We start from the raw sequence: 21,932 nt of genomic DNA, 5'->3' as shown, positions 1-21,932 counted from the left end.
TCTTAAAAATAGCGCGAATTTAAGCTATATTAAACTAAAAAGTTTAATATAGCTTTTTTTATGAAATTATAATAAGGCAAAACTTATAAATGATTTGTTTAAGTGTAAAAGAGGAGAGATATACTGAATTGAGTGGAAAATAAGATTAATGACAGCAAAATAATAAAATAATTAACTGAAATATAAAAATATAGTGATTTTTTGTAAAAATAGGAATATAATTAAATATATATTTATAAACTAATGTTAATTTTTATATAAAACGGGGGCGGTTTAGGTGGATTTCTATAATCCTAACGAAAAGATAAGGCTCATGAGAAAGCAGTTTGGAATCAATCAATCACTTTTAGAAGATGTTAATATGACAAGAGCCTTTATCAGCATGATGGAAAGCGGAAAAAGGAAAATAAGCAGGAAGAGTTCTGAGATATTAGCAAGGAAATTTAACTCGATAGCTAAAGAAATGTCCATTAATATAAATCTAGATGATGAGTATTTTTATAGGCTTCCTGAAGAAGATGCAAGATTTTTCTGCGAAAATGAACTTTCAAAAAAGGAAATCACACACGAAGTACTTAAAGAAATTACAGCTGTGGCAAAAAAGTATCAGTTAAGTGATATGTTAATTAATGCATATAAGATTAATGGAGAGAGATATTTTGTAGAAGCAGATTATATGAATGCCTTTACTAACTTCAGTAGTTCATTAGGAAGATGTAAGGAACTTAATCGAAATTCATTGCAGCCATATATTTATAATGCTATGGGTGTATGTAAAATTAGAAGAAATGAGGATGAAGAAGCAGTTTTTTATTTTAGCCAAGCCTTATGGTATGCTAAAGAACAAAATGATGATGTGTATTTTATAAAGGCTAGTTACAATTTAGCTTTAGGATATTCAAAAATAAAAGAATATGAAAAGTGTCTAGAAGTAATAGAAAGAAATATACTAGCAAAGAATATAAGTGCAGAAAGCGAAGAGTTATTAAAGGCTAGAATATTAAAGGCTAATACTTATTTAAGAATTGGTAAAAAAGAAGAAGTTCTTCAGGAATATCTAAAAATAATTGAAAGTTTAAAAGAAGATGATATAGATACGAGGTCAATGATTTACAACAATATTGCTGAATACCATTACAAGAATGAAGAATTTGAAGAAAGCTTAAAATACATTGATAGAGCGCAAAAATTAAGAAATAGAGAGTTTATTTCTATTATTTTGGATACAAAAGGAAAGATATTCTTAAAGCAAGGACTTTATAATGAAGGTATTATGATATTTGAATTAGCTATAAATTTTGCTGAGGAATATAAACAATTTACTGTTCTGGTTGAAGTATATAAGCATTTAATAAAAGTATATGAACTTATAGGCGATTTAGAAAAAGTAAAAGAAGCAGCGCAGATGCTCTTAGACACTTTGGATAAAGATAATATTGATAAGGGCAGAAGTTATGCAATATATAAGCTTATAGAAATAAGCACAAAAGAAGGGAATATTGAAGAAAGTCTTAGTTTATTACATAAATTGAAGCCTATATTACTAGATGAATAAGAATATTTGGTTGTGTTTAAATTTCAACAATAATATTAAACACAATTTTAATAAAAATATATTTATGAGGTGGTTAATAATGAAAAAGAAATTTGCAAGATTAGTTTTAGTAGCTGTATTACTAGGAGTATTTATGGTTCCAACAATAAAAACTATAAATCACAACGGCAATTTAGGACAAACAACAATAAATATGATTGCAGACCCAGAAGCTGGACTTTAAAAGTAAGGTTAAAGGTATTGAAATTTTTATTTTGGAAATGCTATAATTAGATTATCTTAAAGTAACAAGGAGAATGTTTATGAATGCTGAGGTTTCAAACTAAGTAAATTGAATATGGTCTAAATTTTGCAAAAGGAGCCTGATTTGAGGCTTATTTGTGATGCACTTTTAGACATAACTTAGTGAAACATCATAAGCAGCATTCTTTTATAAGGTATATGTAGCTGTGTTTGTACACAGCTTTTTTTATTCTTTAGGAATTTATATCTCAATTATATCTGTGGGTAATTATGCGAACAGACTTAAGTCATAATATAAGTTAAAGAATAAAAAAAGAAGAATATGTCGCCTGCCAGATTTTCCTCATATGCATTCGGAAAGGCAGATGCGTTAAAAAAACACTGAAGAAAGTCGCTTCAGCGGTTTTTTTATTGGGCTAAATAATCATAAATATAAATAAGTTTATGTTAATAAGCTCTCAGATATATGTATACCTAATGAGGTACTATAGTAATCCTTGTGTGAATTTAATTTATATATGTCTTAATGACTAAAATCTATTATGTGGATTATATGTTGAGATGAAATAGATATAAATTATAGAAAAGGAACGCTATTCTCTAAAATGAAATGCAGAGCTGTAAGTGAAGAAGTTTTTCACTTACAGCTTTTTTTGTTTAGGAGATTATAGAATTAGCAAGGTGGCTAAACCTAGACATTTTAATGGTTTTAGAAGTTTTTTATGCTTAAAGTCGCATTAGCGATTTTATATAAAAATTTTCAATGAGACTATGTTTAAGTGATAGAGAGTTTTATAGAGTTCCTAACTCAACTATTAATTTATACATGCCCGAAAATCCCCAGAAGCCGAGATTTTCAAACAAGTATAAATTAAGTTTCGACATAGGAACTCCTTAAACACAGTCTAAGTTAAAGATTAAAAAAATCCTGGGAGGAATGAAATATGAGCATTGTAGGTAAATCAATCAAGGATAAACGAAGAAAACAAAACTTTAAAAATATTGGAGGAATAAAAGTTGAATAATAAAGCAGTCGAAATATTAGAGTTTAATAAAATAAAGGAAATACTAAAAGAGTTTGCGTTGTCAGATTTAGCTAAGGAGAAGATAGACAAATTAGAGCCATATATGGATATAAATATTGTTAAAAGGCATATGAGAGAAACAACAGAGGCAAGAGCAATAGTAAATATAAGTTCAAGTATTCCAATTCATAGTTTAAAAGGAATAACTATTATTCAAGAAAAACTGAAAAAGGGTATGATACTTTCTGCAGAAGAGCTTGAGTCTATAGGTAGTTTATTAAAAGATGTAAGAAGGCTTAAGAACTTTATGAAAACAAAAGAACAAGTGGCGCCATCGGTAAGTTCCTATGGTTTGTCTCTATATGAAATGGAGGAAGTAGAGCAGGAAATTGATAAATCAATTTCTAGGAGTATGGTAGATGATAGAGCAAGTAATAAGCTTCAAAAAATCAGAAAAAAGATATTTATTTTAGAAGAGAGAATCAAATCTAAGTTAGATAATATTTTGAGAAACGACAAATATAAAAGTTATATACAAGACTCCTTAGTAAGTCAAAGAAATGGAAGGTATGTTATTCCTATTAAAAGCGAGCATAAAAGAAATTTTGATGGTAGTGTTCATGACAAATCTCAAAGTGGATCTACAGTATTTATTGAACCAGCTGAAGTAAAGAAATACCAAGATGAGCTTGAGGGGGAAAAGTTTGAAGAAGAAAAAGAGATATATAGAATTCTATCAGAGCTTACTGCTATGGTTGCATCCTATGAGCGAGAGCTTAATATAAACATCGAGGGCATGAGTTATTATGATTTTCTGTTGGCGAAAGGAAGATATAGTAAGTCTATTGATGGAAATGAGGCTACCTTTAATGCTAAGAATATAATAAAGATAAACGCAGGAAGGCATCCTTTGCTAGGAAATAATGCTGTTCCTTTAGATTTTATTATAGGTGAACAGTATAAAGGGCTTGTAATTACAGGTCCCAATACAGGTGGAAAAACAGTAGCATTAAAGACAGTTGGATTGTTGAGTATCATGGCTCAGTCAGGACTGCATGTTTCAGCAGGTAAAAATAGTGAATTTACAATGTTAGGGGATATACTAGCCGATATTGGTGATGGGCAAAGCATCGAACAAAATCTAAGTACTTTTTCTTCTCATATAAAAAATATTATAAGTATTCTAGAGATGGCAGATAAATATACCTTGGTAATATTAGATGAAGTTGGATCAGGAACAGATCCGGGAGAAGGTATGGGAATAGCTGTAGCTGTCTTAGAAAAACTTTATGAGAAAGGCTCAATTATCTGTGCTACTACTCACTATAATGAAATAAAGGATTTTGCTAAAGATCATGAAGGTTTTATAAATGGTTCGATGGAATTTGATATAAATACTCTTAAACCAAAGTACAAACTTAATATAGGAAAACCTGGTGAAAGTAATGCATTTTTAATAGCGCTTAGACTAGGAATGGATAAGAAAATAATAGAAAGAGCTCATAAGGTAACTTATAAGGAAAATAAAGATTATGGTGATATAATTTTTGATCAAAAGGCTTTAGAAAAAGATGAGAGAGAAGAGGAGAAGGAAAAGCATTATCAGCAAGTTTCAAATATAAAATCTTCTAACAAGATTAATGGAAAGATAGAGAGACAAAAACAAAGTCAAAAACCTCTGTTTGAAATAGGCGATTCAGTATTTATTGGCTTCATGAATAGAACAGGCATAATATGCGAAGAAGAAAATTCAAAAGGCGAATATGGCGTTATGGTAATGAAAAAGAAAATAAAGATTAACCAAAAAAGGCTTTCTAAATATATTAGTAAAGGTGAGCTTTATCCGGAAGATTACGACTTTGATATAGTGTTTAAAAGCAAGAAATACAGAAAAGTAAATAAACTTTTAAATAAAGGGAAAAAAGATGGATTAGTACTTGAAGAAGAGTAATTAAGTAAAATGTAAAAGTAATAAAAAATTAACATTTACTTCTAAATAAAACTGTTGTATTTCTTAAGAATTTGTTGTAAACTTTCGTATTGGGAAGAATATTATTGTCTATAAATTTAACAATGTTCACTTATATAAATCTAGTAATATGGGCTAGATGTATCTACCGAGCTACCGTAAAAAGCTCTTGGCTATAAGTAAAAATACAGTCATCAGTTATTTTGAGGAGGATGGTTATTATGAAATATGATATCATTATTGTAGGTGCAGGTCCATCAGGAGTATTTACAGCATTAGAACTAGTAAGACAAAACAAAGATAAGAAAATCTTAATTGTTGAAAAGGGAAAAAGTGTAGATAAGAGACATTGTCCAAAAGAAAAAACAAAATACTGTGTAAATTGTAAGCCTTATTGTCATATAACTACAGGATTTTCTGGAGCTGGAGCCTTTTCAGATGGAAAGTTATCTCTAAGCTACGAAGTGGGTGGAGATCTTCCAGACCTTATAGGAGCAAATGTAGCACAACAATTTATAGATTATACTGATAATATATATTTAGAATTTGGAGCTGATCCAAAAATTGAAGGACTTGGTCATGAGGAAGAAGTAAAAGAAATAAGAAGAAAAGCTATAGAAGCAGGGTTAAAGCTAGTTGATTGTCCTATTAGGCACCTTGGAACTGAAAAAGCTCATGAACTTTATTATAGAATAGAAAACTATTTAATAGAAGCAGGAATAGAAATAAGGTTTGACACTTTAGTGACAGATTTAATAATAGAAGATGGGGAAGCTAAAGGAATAAAAATCACAGACGCTATGACAAAATCAAAAGATGAAGATGTATTTGGAGATAAAATTATCGTTGGCACTGGAAGAAAGGGTGCTGACTGGCTTAATGATATGTGTGTTAAGCATGACATAAACCATTATGCAGGAACTGTTGATATAGGAGTTCGTGTGGAATTAAGAAATGAAGTAATGGAAAAAGTTAATGAAGTGCTTTATGAATCAAAACTCATAGGTTATCCGGCACCCTTCAAAAATAAGGTTAGAACCTTCTGTCAAAATCCAGGAGGCTTTGTTGCTCAAGAGAATTATGATGATAATATAGCGATAGTTAATGGTCATTCATTTAAAGAAAAGAAATCAAATAATACAAACTTAGCTATACTAAGTTCTCATAATTTTTCAAAACCATTTAATCAACCTATAGAATATGGTAAAAAAGTAGCTCAACTTGTAAACATGCTTGGTAATGGAAAGATTTTAGTTCAAAGATATGGTGACATATTAGACGGAAAAAGAACTTGGGACTATGAACTAGATAGATCAAATGTTAGATATACATTGCCAGATGCGGTAGCAGGAGATTTAACTTCAGCTATCCCTTATAGAACTATGACCAACATACTTAATTTTATACAAGCTATGAATGTTGTAGTTCCTGGTTTTGCAAGTAGTGAAACTTTATTATATGGACCTGAAATAAAGTTTTACAGCAACAAGATTAATTTAGATGAAAGATTTGAAACAAATATAAAAAATCTTCACTGTTTAGGAGACTCCAGCGGCTGGACAAGAGGACTTATGATGGCCTCAGTGATGGGAATACTAATGGGAAGATACCTATGTGAAGAATAGTTTAAATTAAGGCTGAGAATTTTTTTCTCAGCCTAAACTTATATTTAAGAGTATTGAAAGTTTAAATTTGTGGGAAATTAGAACTGTTGTGAATTTATTATTTGGGCTTAATAATATTATTGATTGTAGATCATAGGTTAAGTTATGTTTTAAAGATTGAAATAAGACAGTGTAAAGCATATTGGTTTATAAATTCAGGAAGTTGATTTCTAATGGGAAAACTTGATAAAATAGTATTAAAGCAGTAGCTAAGTATTTATATAATGAGTATGAGACTTGTGCAACAAATATTTGATCAAATTAGTAAATTAGCAATTAAGTATTTGTGAGAATATTAGAATATAACAATATAACAATTTATAGGGAAAATGCGGGTTACACCGTAAGCATAGGGGTAAATTAGATGAAGAGAGCAGATGAGAGAAATTTTAGAAAGATAAAGAATCAAATTCAACAAATTGATGAAATAGTAAGACATACTAAAACTAATGCATTATGGGAACATGAAGCTTCAGTTAGAAAAAAGCTTAAGGAGCTAAGCCAGTTTAGAAGAGAGGAGCTTAGGGATTATGATAAAGTTTATGATGGATATGTTGATGTTTTAAATTATATTTCTGAGAGACTTCTTGAGGATTATAATAAAAAGAATAATTCATCTTTTGATTTTTATTCAATTGTAAGAAATAATTTTGAAAGCTATGTTAGCTCAGGGATTATAAGCGTACTTATTGCTGAACATATACCTAAGATAATATCACAGGAGTTTGATGAAGTATTTCCTAGAAATCCTAAGGATGAATATAGGAGAGCAAGAGCTATAAAAAGAAAAATATTTTTACATCTTGGAGACACTAATACTGGAAAAACCTATAATTCAATGCAAAGATTAAAGCAATGTGAAAAAGGAATATACTTGTCTCCTTTAAGAATATTAGCATTAGAAAATTATGAAAGACTTAACAATGAAGGCATAAAGTGCAATCTTATAACTGGAGAAGAAGAAATAATACATGAAGATGCGAAACATATTTCTTGCACAATAGAGAAGCTTGATATAAATGAACAATATGAGATAGCTATAATAGACGAGATTCAAATGATAGATGATGATCAGAGAGGGGCTGCCTGGACTCGAGCATTGCTAGGGCTTAGATGTAAGGAAATACATGTCTGCGGTGCAAAAAATTCAAAAGAACTTTTGCTTGAAATACTAGAAGATTGTGAAGATGAATATGAGATAATTGAATATAAAAGACAGATTCCGTTGATAGTAGATGAGAAAGCTTTCACATTAAAAGACATTAATCCAGGTGATGCACTAGTTGTATTTTCGAAGAAGAGAGTATTAGAGCTTGGAATGCATTACTCTTCTCTGGGGATGAGGGCCAGCTTAATATATGGGGATCTCCCACCTGAAGTAAGAAGAAAGCAATATGAAAGTTTTATAAGCGGAAGTAGTAAAATCTTGATATCTACTGATGCTATAGGGATGGGGGTTAATCTTCCAATAAAAAGAATAGTATTCATGGATATAAAGAAGTTTGATGGAAATGAAATTAGATTCCTAAAAAGTCAGGAAGTAAAGCAAATAGGCGGTAGAGCAGGAAGAAAAGGAATTTACGATGAAGGCTTCGTTGCTTGCAGTGGAAATAACCAGAATTTTATAGAAGAAAACCTTTTAGTAGAAGATCAAGTAATAGAAGAAGCAGTTCTAGGACCAAGCGAAGAAATACTAAAAATAAAAAGCTTATCTTTAAGGGAAAAATTAGCTTTGTGGAGTACAAAAAAGGAAAAACTACATTATTATAGAAAAATGGATGTTAGTGAATATTTAGTTATCCTTGATGCTGTAAAAAGCTATAAGATACCAGAAGAAAAGCAATGGAAGCTTATGAGAATTCCGATAGATATATCAAATGAGGATATAATGAAAGCTTTTATAAATTATGTGGATGAGCATTTTGTGGCTAAAAGTAATACACTTACAAAGCCAGGTCTTAAGTTTTATGACTTGAAGGAATTGGAGAATTATTATCAAAAAATTAATTTGTACTACTCCTTCTCAAGAAATTTTAAGCTTGAATTTGATGAAGAATGGGTGTATGAAGAAAGAAAAAATGTAAGTGAAGAAATTAATAAGATACTATTAAACTTATAGAAACAGCCTAATGATTTAGCACAATCATTAGGCTATTTTTGTAAAGGAAGATGGGGTGAAAAAGAATTTATATTGAAATATTTCTAATTTTCAGCAAAGTTAAAGTTTGAATTTACAGCTAATACTCTAAAGGAATTTTTGTCTTCAAGATATTCTATCACGGCTATACTTCCGTTTGGAATGTCTAGTGCGGCTCTGTTTTGAAGAGGTATTTGTAAAATAGTGCATAAAATTACTTTAATAACTGCACCGTGAGATACCATGGCTATATTACTATTATTGTTAGGTAAAAGAGAATAGAGTGCATTAAAAACTCGTTCTTTAAGCTCTAGGTAAGATTCACCCTCAGGGGGAGCAATACCAGCAATATCTTTAGACCAAGTTTCTAAAAATTCTTTATACTCAATTTTTATTTCATCCCAGGTTTTCCCTTCCCACTTACCAAGATTGATCTCTTTAAATTCATTTATAATATCCACATTAATGCTAAGCTTGTTAGCAAGAGGTTCTGAAGTTTTTAGAGCTCTTTTTAAAGGGCTCGAATATATTTTGCTAATAGCACAATTTTTTAAAGTTTCAGCAATATTATTAGCTTGGTCTAGTCCTTTAGAATTTAATTCCTCATCTTTACTTCCTTGATATCTAAAGCTCTGATTCCATTCTGTTTGGCCATGCCTTATTAAATAAATAATCATATCTGTATCACCTCTTTTTTATGAAATAAGATCATAAAACTATGTTATATAATATTAAGATAAATAAATTCTAATATTTAACATAAAATAAAGACACTTAATCTTAATTATACTTCATATACAAAAAGAAAATTAAATTAATGTTATTATTTTATAAATGGGCTGCTTTTATTAATTATTTAATTATATAATAAGTATGGGAAAAAGTACAACTAGCTGATATCAATTGGTTAAATGTTTACATCTATTAAAAAATGTGTCTGCAAATAGTATATTATAACTTAAATAAGATTATTTGATATAAAATTATGAAAATACAAAAAAATAGTACATGCTAAATTTGGCTATATTGGACGGTTTTCGACTATAAATAGGTAATTAGCATAAATAGAATCATCACATCTTACAATATGTTAATATATTATGAATTTAAATCAATTTAAAGAATTTGAAGCTTATAGCACACACTGATATAATACAAAATTGTTCCATTAATTATTTAGAAATATTTTCGGGAGAGGATTCTTATGGAAAAGATAAAAAGAAAGGTAATTGGTGAGCCCTTAAAATCATCACAAATCACACATGAAAAGTTTAGTGTATTCAGAGGTCTTCCAATACTATCATCTGATGCAATTTCTTCAGTCGCATATGCTTGTGAAGAAATACTAATAGTGCTCATTCCAGTAATGGGTATACTTTCATACAAGTACTTAATATATGTTACTGCGGCAATAATTGCATTGTTGTGTATCTTGATTTTTTCTTATAGACAAACTATCGATAGCTACCCTAAAGGTGGGGGTTCATATATTGTTTCGAGAGAGAACTTAGGTGTAACACCAAGTTTATTAGCTGGTGCATCACTAACCACTGATTACATATTGACTGTGGCAGTAAGTTCCACTGCTGGAGTTGCAGCAATTACTTCAGCTTTTCCAGCACTTTTAGAATTTAGAGTTCCGTTAACTTTACTTATAATAACTATAATGACTGTTGGAAATTTAAGAGGAGTTAGGGAATCAGCTAAGTTATTCAGTGTGCCTACATACTTCTTTTTGTTTATTAGTTTATTAATGATAGCAGTTGGTGTTATTAAGTATCTTATATATGGATATGTTCCTGTTGAAACAGCTCAAGTAGCACAAATGCAAAATACAATTGGAGATATGACACTATTCTTATTCTTAAGAGCTTTCGCAGCAGGTTGTACAGCTCTTACAGGTATCGAAGCAGTTAGTGATGGAGTTGCTAACTTCAAGGCACCTGCAACTAAGAATGCAAAAAGAGTTCTAAGCTTATTATTCCTAATAGTTGTGATTATATTTGGAGGTGTATCATACCTTTCAACTATTTATCATACAACAGCAGGTGGAGATAGAACAGTTATATCCCAAATTGCTGGCCAAGTTTTTGGACAAAATAGTTTATTGTTCTTCGTAATGCAATTTGCAACTACTTTGATCCTTATAATGGCTGCAAATACAGCTTTTTCAGATTTTCCATTATTGCTTTCTTTTATAGCTAAGGATGGATTTGCACCAAGACAGTTCGCTAAAAGAGGAGATAGGTTAAGCTTCTCAAATGGTATAATATTACTTGCAGTTGCAGCAGCTATATTGGTTATTGTATTTAAGGGTGAAAATCACTTAATGTTACCTCTATATGCTATTGGAGTATTTATATCCTTTACTTTATCTCAAAGTGGTATGGTAATGAGATGGGTAAGAACAAAAGCACCAGGTTGGAAGCATAAAGCTTTTATAAATGGTTTAGGAGCTACAATAACATTTATAACTTTGATCGTGATATCTATAGTTAAGTTTAAGCATGGAGCATGGGTAGTTATAATACTTATCCCATCATTAATGCTTCTTATGAAAAGAATAAGAAGACATTACGCTAAAGTGGCTAGACAATTAAGTTTAGATAATAACTACTTCCCAGTATTTAATAGTAATGCTGCTAAAAGATTTATCGTTCCAGTAGGAGCTTTAAATGAGGCTGTTGTAAAAACAATAAACTATGCAAAGTGTTTATCTGATGATATAACTGCTTTCCATGCATCTACTGATGAAGAGGAAACAGCTAAGCTTAAAGAAAAATGGGATAAATATGAAATGGGAATTCCTCTTATAGTTAGAGAAGTTGATTATAGAGAAGTTGTTAATCCATTAGTTGATTTTATTGAAAATGGCAACTTCAGACAAAGTAAAAAAGATATGGTTACTGTTGTTATACCTCAGTTTAATGCAGAAAAATGGTGGGGAAATGCACTGCATAACCAAACTGCAATGTTCTTAAGAAGTACATTACTTAAGAGAAGGAACATAGCTGTTATATCTGTTCCGTTTATTATAGAAGATGATTATGATACTGAAAACATGGAAAAAGTATTAGAAGAGTATACTGATAAAGAATGTTTTAAGTGCAGAGATGCAGAAAAAGCTCAAGAAAAAAAGTGTGAAAGTGAAAAAACTGAGCAAACTGATAAGAATAGTAAAGAAAGCAATTAATAGAAAAAAAGAGAAAAGTGATAAAAAATAGAGATAATAGGAGAAAATCAGAGTTATAGTCTTGCGGTTTCACTCCTATTATCCTAATTGGATATTTGAACATATAGACTTTTCTTGTATAATTAGAGCAAACATAATTGAATAGTTAGGTCTTTTATCAAGAACGGTGGAGGGACTGGCCCTTTGAAGCCTAGCAACAGCTAGCAGTCATTAGCTAGAATTGTGCTAAATCCTGCAGGATTATATTCCTGAGAGATAATAGATATATGCTAAACACATTGGAATTGTATATTTGCAATGTTTTTTAAGCTATTTCTCTATCTCTATAGAAAAATAGTTTTTATTTTTTTATAGAGATAGTTTTAGAGATGTACTAGTTCGTTTGGAAACTATGAAGTTTTAATCCGAAGTGTTACATCAATAACGGATTATTTTCTGATAGAAGACTGCCTATGATTTTTTAAAAATCATATTAGGTAGTCTTTTTTATTATTAACTTTTAAATATACAACAGCGATTTTATATAGATTTTAAATTTGAGGAGGTAAGCTAGGTATGACTATATACTGTAAATCGAAATTAATGGGAGCAGATTTAATAAAATATAATAAAAATATTGTAATAGACAGAGTTGAAAAGAACTTACCTAAAATAGGAATTCTAAATTTAATGCCAAATAAGTATGAAACAGAAAGGCAGCTTTTAGAATTGCTATCTAGAACTTCTTTAAATATGGAGGTTAAGTTTATAAGGCTTGTTACACACGAATGCAAGTCTGTTCCAAAAGAATATTTAGTCGAAAATTACGAAGCTTTTAACGATATAAAAAATGAATTGGATTGTTTAATTGTAACAGGAGCACCTGTAGAAAAGTTAGATTTTCAAGAAGTATCCTATATAGATGAATTAAATGAAATACTTGACTTTGCTAAGAAAAGTAATAAAAAATCCATATTTATATGTTGGGGAGCTCAAGCGGCATTAAATCATTATCATGGAATTCGTAAAGAACTTTGTGATAATAAGGTCTTTGGAATATTTGACCATAATAAATTAGAAAACCACTGGATTTTAGAAAGTATAAGCAATAATCTTTTTGCTCCTCATTCTAGACATACAAAACTAGTAAGTGCTGATGTAGAAGCTTGCAAGGCTTTAAAGGTTATTGCAAGATCAGATGAAGCAGGAGAGTATGTAATAATTGATGACAATTCTTTGTATATATTAGGTCATTGTGAATATCATAAGGAAACTTTAAAAAATGAGTATTTTAGAGATTTGAACAAGGGGTTACCAATAAATATACCAAAAAATTATTTTGTAAAAAATAATCCCTGTAATGACATAATTGAAAGCTGGAAAGAGGATGGAATAAGGTTATATGATAACTGGCTTAAAAATTCTATAGTAGGATCTTAATGAAAAGGGAGGCTTATATGAAAAAAATAGCAGTATTAGGGTATGGTGTGGTTGGAACAGGACTAATAGAATTAATTGAAAAAAACAAAAATAGAGATGGAGAAGCTGAAATCCAAGTTGAAACAATATTAGTAAAACATAAAGAAAAGCATATTATGAAAAAATTAAATGATAAGATAACAGATAATTTTGAGGAAGTCTTTTCTAAGGAGTGGGATATACTCGTAGAGGTAATTGGTGGAATTAATCCAGCGTACCAATACGTAAAAAAAGCTTTAGGACTTGGAAAGCATGTTGTTACTGCTAATAAGGATTTGATTGCAGAATACGGTGATGAGCTCTTCGAATTAGCTAAGGATAATGGAGCTTCATTAAAGTTTGAAGCTTCAGTTGCAGGAGGAATACCAATTATAAAACCACTTACTGAATCCTTAAGCGGTAATGATATTAGAAGTGTAAAAGGTATAATAAATGGGACTACTAATTTCATACTTTCTAAAATGTATGAAGAAGGCGTCGAATACGAAGAAGCTCTTAGAGAAGCACAAGTGCTAGGCTTTGCCGAAGCAAATCCAGATTCAGATGTGTTAGGGTACGATGCAGCTAGAAAGCTTGCTATACTTTCAACTTTGGCTTTTAAAAAGCGAGTTTTTTGGAAGGATATAGAGGTTGAGGGGATAACATCTATTGATAGTAAGGACTTTGCATATGCAAAGAAAGCAAACTGTAAGATAAAGTTATTATCTTATAGCAAAAAGGAAGAAAACAAGATTTTTGCTTCTGTAAAACCTGTTCTGATAGACAGTGAATCAGATTTTTACAGAGTAAACAATGAAGTTAATTCAGTTATTGTCAGTGGAGATGCTGTTGGTGAATTAGTCTTTAAAGGTAGTGGAGCTGGTATGCTTCCTACAGCTTCAGCTGTATATGGAGATATTATTGATCTAGCTTTAAATAAAAATAGTATTGTAATAAATAGTTTCTCAGAAGAAAAAATTAATATAGAGTCAAATTTAAAAGAAAAGGTTCAAAGTCTTATTAGAATTCATACAGATAATAAGGAGAATCTTATTAAAGAATTAAATGGTAGATTTTTGGCTGCTGAGTTTATTGATATATTTGATAATGAGATAGGCTTATTAGTTGATGGATATACAGAAGGTGAGATTGAAGAAGGTTTAGTTTTACTAAGGAAACTATCCTATGTGAACAATGTAAAAAGAATACTGAAAGTAAGCTAGTGAAAAGTCAACTGAATATAGTTGACTTTTTTATTCTTTAGAAAATTATATTGAAAAAGAACTGCAAATCTAAAAAAAGTAGCATTGTAAATAACTGAGACAATTCTATAATTTAAAAGTGGAATCCTACATCAAAAAAAGGGTGTCTAAAAGGAGATGGAGGTCTTTATGGTCGCTATAGAAAATAAATCTGATTTAGTAAAATTGACAGAAGAATTTTTACAACCTATGATGAATAAGTTTTCAGAAGGAAAAGCATATTTAAATTTTGGAGTTACAGAAGCTCACTATGGTAAAAAAGTAGCTGGTTTTGAAGCTTTTTCAAGACCTTTATGGGCGGTGTTTTTTAGTCTGGCAAGTGGAGAAGAGTTAAAAGAACTAAGCTACTTTATTGAAGGCATTAAAAATGGTACTAATCCTAATCATAAGGAATATTGGGGAGAGGTTAAAGACTATTCTCAAAAGTTAGTTGAAATGGCCGTTTATGGAGTAGGACTGATAATGTCTGGTGACAAACTATTAGATTATTTCAATGAAGAAGAGAAGGCAAATTTTTTAAATTGGCTTAGTATAGAGATACAAAAAGAAGTTCCTGATAATAATTGGCACTTTTTTAGAATACTTGTTTCTATAGGGTTAAAGAAAGTAGGATGGAAATTTAATAAAAAGATTTTAGAAGAAAGCTTGCAAAGAATAGAAGAGTTTTATATAGGAGATGGATGGTATTCAGATGGGTTAACTAATCAAAGAGATTACTATATATCCTTCGCAATGCATTTTTATGGTCTTATATATGCTAAAGCTATGAAGAGTGAGGATTCTGAGAGAGCTAAAATATTTAAGAGAAGAGCATATATCTTTGCCAAAGATTTTATTTACTGGTTCGATAAAGAAGGAAAAGCACTTCCTTTTGGAAGAAGTTTAACTTATAGATTTGCGCAGTGTGCTTTTTGGAGTGCTATGGTTTATGCAGACTTGAGGCCTTATTCCTTAGGTGTAATGAAGGGAATAATATTAAGACACCTAAGGTGGTGGATAAAGCAACCTATACTTTCAGATGAAGGATTATTAACCATTGGATATGGGTATGGAAACATATCTATGGCTGAGGAGTATAATGCACCAGGATCTCCTTATTGGGCATTTAAGAGTTTTTTGATATTAGCATTAAAAAAAGAAGATGAATTTTGGATAGTGAAAGAAGAAACTTTGCCGAGACTTGATGAAATACACTCTATTAAACCAGCGTTTATGATATTAAATCATGATGAAGGATCAAAACATGTATTCTGCTTGACTTCAGGGCAATATGCGGATTTCCAACCCAACTATACTCAGGAAAAATACACAAAGTTTGCGTATTCCAATCATTTTGGGTTTAATATTTCAAAAGATAATTATAGCCTTGATAAGTTTGCATTTGATTCTGCTTTAGCTCTAAGCGAAAGAGACAATTATTATAGAACGAGACGTAGATGTGATCAGGTAAAAATAGAAGGAAATACTATTTTTTCAGAGTGGCATCCATGGGAAAATGTTAAGATAAAAACATGGCTAATTGCTTTAGGACAGTGGCACGTAAGACTTCATATAGTAAATACAGAAAGAAAGCTTGATGTTGTTGAAGGTGGATTTCCAGTAGTAGCTTCAGAGATACAAGATCATTGTAAAGAAGGAGAGTATGTTATTTGTAACGGAGATAATGGAAGATCAGCATTAGTGGATTTGCTTAATAATAGAGATGTTTTAAGTAAGTACACTCCTCCAAATTCAAATATATTATATCCAAGTAAGATGAAAATTCCAGGATTATATGCAACTATAGAGGAAGGTGAGTACATTTTTGGCTCAGCTGTGCTAGCACATCCTTATGATAATGCTTTTCAAGAATTGTGGAAAAATAAGCCTTCTATATCAATTAGTAAAGATGTAGTGGAAGTATTTTACAACGATTCAGTTACTAGTATAAAGTTATAAGAAATTGAAAAACAATGATAAATGGTGTTATAATATTTTGTACAAAATATTATAATGAGGTGAACATATGAGCGGTATAGCTGGAAATGGATGCGAGATAGTTGTTCCATTTAATGAACGAAAGTCACTTGATGAGATAGAAAGAAGTCTTAGAAAGACTTATAAGAAAAATATATGGTCAAAGTTTGTAAGGGCAATTAAAGATTTTAAGATGATAGAAGAAGGAGACAAGATAGCTGTAGCCATATCAGGCGGTAAGGATTCTATGCTTATGGCAAAGCTTTTTCAAGAGCTTAAAAGACATGGGCAGATGAATTTTGAACTGGAATTTATTGTTATGGATCCTGGATATCATCCTCAAATAAAAGAATTGCTTATAAGTAACTGCGAACATCTTAATATACCAATAACAATTTTTGAGTCAGGTATATTTGATATAGTAGATAAGATAGCACAGGATTATCCATGCTATATGTGTGCAAAAATGAGAAGAGGAGCACTTTACAATAGAGCAAAGCAATTAGGCTGCAATAAGCTTGCCCTAGGGCATCATTACAATGATGTAATTGAAACTACAATGCTAAACATACTTTATGGAGCAAGTTTTAAGACGATGCTTCCAAAATTAAAGTCTGATAACTTTGAAGGTATGGAGCTAATAAGACCGATGTATTACGTGGAAGAAACATATATAAAAAGATTCACTCAGAATGCGGGAATATGGCCGCTTAACTGTGCTTGTATGGTTGCTGCAAAGAAGGTTGGAAATAAGAGATATGAAATAAAAGAAATGATAGAAAACTTGAAAAAAGATTTCAAAGATGTAGAAAAGTCTATATTTAATGCAGCAAAGAATGTAAACATGAATTCTATAATAGGATGGGAAAAAGATGGCGTGAAGCATTCTTATTTGGAAGAATATGATGATTATATAAATCCAGAAAGAGTGTCTGATTATGAAAGTGAAGAAGATTAATTATATATACTGAATATACAATATAAAGTTCCGGTGATTATAAAAAATATTATGTTAATATTACTTGTTTTTATAGTAATACAATTAAAAGATAGTGGGATAATAATCTTGCATAGACATAAGATTTAAGGAAGCCATTTTTCAGTGGCTTCTTTCTTTTTGCTAAATTTGATTTAGTATAACTAATATCCTTATTGGATATAATTACAATTGTATATTTCGCAGTGCAATTAGGAGATGCTTATAAATGGAAAATAGAGTAGTAGCAACTCAATTGGACAATAATATAAATTTCATAAAAGGCAAGCTTGGTGGTAGTGGAGATGTAATGTATAGGGAGTTTACTATACCTATGTTTGGGGATAAAAATGCGTTGGCTGTTTATATAGATGGGTTAGTTGGTGCCAAAGAGATAGACGATATTCTACTAAGACCACTTATGTCGAGAAAAAACGAAAACATAAATCCGCAAGAAAATAATGCATTAGACCAATTGATAAGTAAAGGAATTATATCTAAATCAGTTACTACATCAAAGGATTTTGAGAAGCTCCTCGATGGCTTATTAGCAGGAGACACTATTGTTTTTATAGATACTATAGATCAGGGTATGATTATATCAACACGTGGATTTCAGATGAGAAGTATAGCTGAACCAAGTAATGAAGCAAGTATAAGAGGTGCTAAAGATAGTTTTATAGAAAGCATTAGAGCTAATACTGCATTAATTAGAAGAAGGATAAGAGATTATGATTTGCGATTTGACTCATTAAAAATAGGGAAAAGAACTAAAACTGATATTGCTTTAGCTTATATAGATTCAATTGTAAATAAAGATGTATTAAAAGAATTAAATGATAGGTTAAATAGAATTGATATAGATGCTGTTTTGGACAGTGCATATATAGAGGAAATGATAGAAGATTCATCTTTTTCTTTGTTTCCTCAGATTGAAGTAACTGAAAGACCAGATAAAGCATGTGCTTCAATATTAGAAGGAAAAATAATTATAATTGTTGACAACAGTCCTTTTGTTTTAATATTACCTGTTGTGTTTTGGCAGTTTTTTCAGGCGTCAGATGATTATTACGAGAGATTTCAAATAGCAACCTTTTTAAGATGGCTAAGAGTATTTGCATTGATTATGTCGATGACACTTTCATCTATATATGTTATGTTAGTTTCTTTCCATCAAGAGATGTTACCTACACCATTGGCTTTGAATATTGCTTCTTCTAGGGAAGGGGTGCCTTTTCCGTCAATTCTGGAAGCATTATTTATGGAATTTATGTTTGAACTTATGAGAGAAGCAGGATTACGTATGCCTAAACCGATAGGTCAGGCTGTAGGCATTGTTGGAGCTCTTGTAATTGGAGAAGCTGCAGTTAACGCAGGATTAGTAGGACCACTACTTGTTATTATGGTAGCAGGCTCGGCAATAAGTTCATTTGCAATACCTGCTTACAGTGCTTCCTATTCCTTACGATTAACGAGATTTTTAATTCTTATTTGTACTGGAATCTTTGGAATTTTAGGGTTCTTAGGCTCAGGTATCTTTATAACGCTTCACTTATTATCACTAAGATCATTCGGTGTGCAGTTCTTAGGGACGTTAGATCCAGTAGTTTCTAGAGGTAGAAGGGATATGTTGTTTAAAGCGCCTTTATGGGCCATGAAAAAACGTTCTTCTGTTTATGGAGCAAAGGAGAGTTATAGGCAGTCAGCAGAAGGAAACAAACCTGAGAAGCCAAAAAGTTGATTTTGTATATGCGGTTTAGAAAGTGGTGATTACATATGAAGAAACTTAGAGGATTATGTGCGATTTTGGAGATATGTATAACTGCAACACTTTTTCAGGGTTGCTGGGATATGAGAGAAATCAATGAGTTGGGGTTAGTTATGGCTGTTGGTGTAGATAAAAAAGATGAAGATGAGTTTTCAGTAACAGTGCAAGTGGCAAAGCCTAATGAAGCTGGTGGAGGGAATAAAGGAGCAAGTAGTGAACCGGTATGGGTGGGAACAGCTACTGGTAAGACGATTTTTGATGCAATAAGAAATGTTGCAAAGATGTCATCAAGAAGGATTATGTGGGCCCACAATAATATCATAGTAATTGGAGAGGATCTTGCAAGAGATAGTATAACTCCAGTCATAGATTTTTTCACACACAATAGTGAATTAAGAATGAAAACATGGGTAGCAGTAGTTAAAGGAGAAGCAAGACCTTATATTGAAGCAAAGACTGGTATGGAAAGTATTCCGGCGTTATCTTTAGCTAGACTATATAAGTATGGTGAGTTGCCTGCAAAGAGCATTAAATCTGATATGTTGACGATCTTTAGGGATTATAAAAGTGATTCGCAACAACCAATCATATCTCAATTGAATATGGTTACCAATACTTCTAAAAAAGATACTCAAGTAGAGTTAGTAGGAGCTGGTGTATTAAAAGATGATAAACTAGTAGGTTTCTTAACTCCAGATGAAACTAGAGGAATAAATTTTGTAAGAGAAAAAGTTAAAAGTTCTATATTATCAGTTGCTTTACCCGTAATTTTGTTAAACAATAAAAGAGTTACTGTTGAGCTTCATGATATTAAAACAAAAATTAAATCTACAATTGTTGATGATACCCCTCAGATTGCTATAAATATTAATGCCGTAGGTGAGATTACGGAACAAGATGAAGTATCAAATGTATCAATTGATATATTTAAAAAAGAAGTAGAAAATTTAATAGAAGCAAAAATTAAAGGTGATACTGAAGATGCGATAAAAAAGCTTCAAACAGAATTCGATAGCGATGTTGTTGCTTTTGGTAGGATTGTTCATATACAAAATAAGGAGCAATGGGATAAAAATTTGAAATATAAATGGGGGGAAAAGTTTAGAAAGGCTTCAGTAAAAGTAGAGGCCAAAATAAATGTAGATTCTAGTTCTTTATTCCAAATCCCGATACAGAATGAAAAGATAAATGGAGGAGAAAAGGTTGAAGGTAAAGATAAGTAGGTTGCAGTATTTTTTTATGATTCCTAATCTTATTTATGGAAAGGCTATAGGTATAACTTCTGGCATAGTGGTAAGGAAGGTAGGAGGAGATGTGTGGACTTCTATGCTTATAGGCTTTATGATAGGAACCTTAATTGTTATGCTAACTAGTTTAATAGCAATTAGACTTGGTGAAGATGGCATAGTACAATTTACAAAAAAGGCTATTGGACCTAGGTCTTCATACCTTCTTGGTATAATATTAGGAATATATTTTGCAGTAGCTTTCACCATATCTTCAAATGTTCTTATGTTGCATCTGAAAGAATATCTGCTTCCACAAACTCCATTTTTAATGCTATGTATAGTATACATAGCATTGTGTACATATGGTGCATGGCTAGGAATAGAAGTAATAATTAGATTTTCCTTTTTCGGATTTATAATGACAATGTTAATAAATATAACTATGATTCTTGGAACCTTTAGAGATTTTAGAGTTCAGAATTTGCAGCCCCTATTTGATAGGGGGATAATAGCCAATGTTACAGCTAGTCCTTATGTTTTTCTTGATATATCAATGATTATATTATCAATACTGATTATATATCCGATACTCAATAATAAGAAAAATATCAACAAGATAACATTAGGGGGTACCCTGCTAGGTATAATTAGTGTAATAATATGGCCAGTTTTTGAGACAGGAGTTCTTGGTGCTGATGTAATGAAACAATTTGTAGTAGTTTGCATGCAACAAGTAAGAAGTGCTGAATTAACACAGTATTTGCCTAGATATGAATTAATAATGGTTAGTTTTTTTGTTTGGGGGCTTTTTGTGCAGTCGGTTGTGATGCTTTATTGTTCAATGTATAGTTTCAAGCAATCAACAAGAGTGAAAAAAGATCCAATGATATTGATACCATTATCTATAATTTGTGTCTTTATTACTAATTATCTAGGAAGGGATCATAATGACTATATCGAATTTCTGGCTAATATATGGACGCCGGTATCTGTGATTTTAGGTGTAGGGTTACCTATAGTTTTAGCAATCATAATGATTCTGAGAAGAAGAACGCAAAAAAATCGCTAAAGATTGCTGCTTTAGCGATTTTTTTATATTTATTAACTATCTAATTTAGTCAAAATCAATGATGCAGATACAGAGTTAATTGAATTTAATATTATTGGGGTTTCTGAGTTATTAATTAATTCTACTGTCTCTGAAGTTGACAGTGGAATTATAGCCTGCCCTATAATAAGATTGGTATCATTAGGGGTAGAATAAACTGTTGTCGAAACTATCAGAGTACCATTAATTCTAAGGGCTATACTTTGAAGATTATCATCTGCAGCTATAATTATGAATCTAGCTTCGTATAATCCTGAAGTCACGATTGATACAAAGGTTGAAATAGGTGTAAATCCCAAACCGTTTTGAACTGATCCATTGAAAGCAACTGGAGAACCAGGATTTACTACTCCACCTATATTGTTGAAGAAATATCCAAAAGCAACTAAACCTAGACCAGAAGCTCCAGT

Annotated in this window: 14 protein-coding genes, 1 pseudogene and 2 riboswitches; of the genes and pseudogenes, 13 read left to right on the top strand and 2 right to left on the bottom strand. The window is 31.0% G+C overall.

Annotated features, from left to right (window positions below; genetic code table 11):
- Positions 1 to 277: 277 nt before the first annotated feature.
- From J3477_RS12535 to J3477_RS12515, 5 genes are all read left to right on the top strand, one after another.
- Complete coding sequence (locus tag J3477_RS12535; protein WP_206870289.1) at positions 278 to 1,555, top strand: helix-turn-helix domain-containing protein; 1,278 nt, start codon at positions 278 to 280, stop codon at positions 1,553 to 1,555.
- A 79-nt stretch (positions 1,556 to 1,634) separates the two neighbouring features.
- Complete coding sequence (locus J3477_RS12530) at positions 1,635 to 1,778, top strand: hypothetical protein (protein WP_206870288.1); 144 nt, start codon at positions 1,635 to 1,637, stop codon at positions 1,776 to 1,778.
- Positions 1,779 to 2,815: 1,037 nt separating this feature from the next.
- Positions 2,816 to 4,774: an endonuclease MutS2 gene (locus tag J3477_RS12525; RefSeq protein WP_206870287.1), complete on the top strand. Its 1,959-nt coding sequence runs from the start codon at positions 2,816 to 2,818 to the stop codon at positions 4,772 to 4,774.
- Between the two features lie 110 nt (positions 4,775 to 4,884).
- Positions 4,885 to 4,988: riboswitch (purine riboswitch) on the top strand.
- A gap of 25 nt (positions 4,989 to 5,013) precedes the next feature.
- Positions 5,014 to 6,417 carry an NAD(P)/FAD-dependent oxidoreductase gene (locus tag J3477_RS12520; protein WP_206870286.1) on the top strand — a complete coding sequence of 468 codons (1,404 nt, stop codon included), beginning with the start codon at positions 5,014 to 5,016 and terminating at the stop codon, positions 6,415 to 6,417.
- Positions 6,418 to 6,820: 403 nt separating this feature from the next.
- On the top strand, positions 6,821 to 8,575 hold the full coding sequence (locus J3477_RS12515; RefSeq protein WP_206870285.1) for a helicase-related protein: 1,755 nt from the start codon (positions 6,821 to 6,823) through the stop codon (positions 8,573 to 8,575).
- Positions 8,576 to 8,658: 83 nt separating this feature from the next.
- Here J3477_RS12515 and cobC read toward each other — a convergent pair whose 3' ends face one another.
- Positions 8,659 to 9,270: an alpha-ribazole phosphatase gene (gene cobC / locus J3477_RS12510; RefSeq protein ID WP_206870284.1), complete on the bottom strand. Its 612-nt coding sequence runs from the start codon at positions 9,268 to 9,270 to the stop codon at positions 8,659 to 8,661.
- A gap of 527 nt (positions 9,271 to 9,797) precedes the next feature.
- On the opposite strand from cobC, the gene J3477_RS12505 reads away from it, so the two are divergent.
- The 8 genes from J3477_RS12505 to J3477_RS12470 all read left to right on the top strand — a co-directional run bounded on the left by J3477_RS12505 (position 9,798) and on the right by J3477_RS12470 (position 21,483).
- Positions 9,798 to 11,786, top strand: a complete 1,989-nt coding sequence (locus J3477_RS12505; RefSeq protein ID WP_206870283.1) for an APC family permease — start codon at positions 9,798 to 9,800, stop codon at positions 11,784 to 11,786.
- A 151-nt stretch (positions 11,787 to 11,937) separates the two neighbouring features.
- A riboswitch (SAM riboswitch) is annotated at positions 11,938 to 12,048 on the top strand.
- A 293-nt stretch (positions 12,049 to 12,341) separates the two neighbouring features.
- Positions 12,342 to 13,205, top strand: a complete 864-nt coding sequence (locus J3477_RS12500) for a homoserine O-acetyltransferase/O-succinyltransferase family protein (RefSeq protein ID WP_206870282.1) — start codon at positions 12,342 to 12,344, stop codon at positions 13,203 to 13,205.
- Between the two features lie 17 nt (positions 13,206 to 13,222).
- Entirely contained in the window at positions 13,223 to 14,446 is a 1,224-nt protein-coding gene (locus J3477_RS12495) for a homoserine dehydrogenase (protein WP_206870281.1), read from the top strand.
- Between the two features lie 168 nt (positions 14,447 to 14,614).
- On the top strand, positions 14,615 to 16,423 hold the full coding sequence (locus J3477_RS12490) for a DUF2264 domain-containing protein (RefSeq protein WP_206870280.1): 1,809 nt from the start codon (positions 14,615 to 14,617) through the stop codon (positions 16,421 to 16,423).
- A 67-nt stretch (positions 16,424 to 16,490) separates the two neighbouring features.
- Positions 16,491 to 17,399: a tRNA 2-thiocytidine biosynthesis TtcA family protein gene (locus J3477_RS12485; RefSeq protein ID WP_206870279.1), complete on the top strand. Its 909-nt coding sequence runs from the start codon at positions 16,491 to 16,493 to the stop codon at positions 17,397 to 17,399.
- Positions 17,400 to 17,646: 247 nt separating this feature from the next.
- Entirely contained in the window at positions 17,647 to 19,158 is a 1,512-nt protein-coding gene (locus J3477_RS12480) for a spore germination protein (RefSeq protein WP_206870278.1), read from the top strand.
- Positions 19,159 to 19,193: 35 nt separating this feature from the next.
- The gene (locus J3477_RS12475; protein WP_206870277.1) at positions 19,194 to 20,408 is read left to right on the top strand and encodes a Ger(x)C family spore germination protein; all 1,215 of its coding nucleotides are present in this window, start codon (positions 19,194 to 19,196) and stop codon (positions 20,406 to 20,408) included.
- A complete protein-coding gene (locus J3477_RS12470) occupies positions 20,389 to 21,483 on the top strand; it encodes a GerAB/ArcD/ProY family transporter (RefSeq protein WP_206870276.1) in 1,095 nt (364 codons plus the stop codon). Before J3477_RS12475 ends, J3477_RS12470 begins: the two co-directional genes overlap by 20 nt.
- 32 nt (positions 21,484 to 21,515) lie before the next feature.
- On the opposite strand, the pseudogene J3477_RS12465 reads toward J3477_RS12470, so the two are convergent.
- Positions 21,516 to 21,932: pseudogene (locus J3477_RS12465) on the bottom strand (hypothetical protein); the annotation flags it as partial.

Source organism: Clostridium zeae (assembly GCF_017312485.1).
Classification (GTDB): domain Bacteria; phylum Bacillota; class Clostridia; order Clostridiales; family Clostridiaceae; genus Clostridium_AR; species Clostridium_AR zeae.
The sequence above is the reverse complement of the archived record's forward strand: the minus strand, read 5'-3'. Positions and strand labels throughout refer to the sequence as shown.

Bases quoted from the DNA above. Each gene is read 5' to 3' on its own strand.
- J3477_RS12500 (WP_206870282.1), top strand. From the start codon at position 12,342: ATGACTATATACTGTAAATCGAAATTAATGGGAGCAGATTTAATAAAA.
- J3477_RS12530 (WP_206870288.1), top strand. From the start codon at position 1,635: ATGAAAAAGAAATTTGCAAGATTAGTTTTAGTAGCTGTATTACTAGGA.
- J3477_RS12520 (WP_206870286.1), top strand. From the start codon at position 5,014: ATGAAATATGATATCATTATTGTAGGTGCAGGTCCATCAGGAGTATTT.
- J3477_RS12475 (WP_206870277.1), top strand. From the start codon at position 19,194: ATGAAGAAACTTAGAGGATTATGTGCGATTTTGGAGATATGTATAACT.
- J3477_RS12485 (WP_206870279.1), top strand. From the start codon at position 16,491: ATGAGCGGTATAGCTGGAAATGGATGCGAGATAGTTGTTCCATTTAAT.
- J3477_RS12515 (WP_206870285.1), top strand. From the start codon at position 6,821: ATGAAGAGAGCAGATGAGAGAAATTTTAGAAAGATAAAGAATCAAATT.
- cobC (WP_206870284.1), bottom strand. From the start codon at position 9,270: ATGATTATTTATTTAATAAGGCATGGCCAAACAGAATGGAATCAGAGC.
- J3477_RS12490 (WP_206870280.1), top strand. From the start codon at position 14,615: ATGGTCGCTATAGAAAATAAATCTGATTTAGTAAAATTGACAGAAGAA.
- J3477_RS12505 (WP_206870283.1), top strand. From the start codon at position 9,798: ATGGAAAAGATAAAAAGAAAGGTAATTGGTGAGCCCTTAAAATCATCA.
- J3477_RS12480 (WP_206870278.1), top strand. From the start codon at position 17,647: ATGGAAAATAGAGTAGTAGCAACTCAATTGGACAATAATATAAATTTC.
- J3477_RS12495 (WP_206870281.1), top strand. From the start codon at position 13,223: ATGAAAAAAATAGCAGTATTAGGGTATGGTGTGGTTGGAACAGGACTA.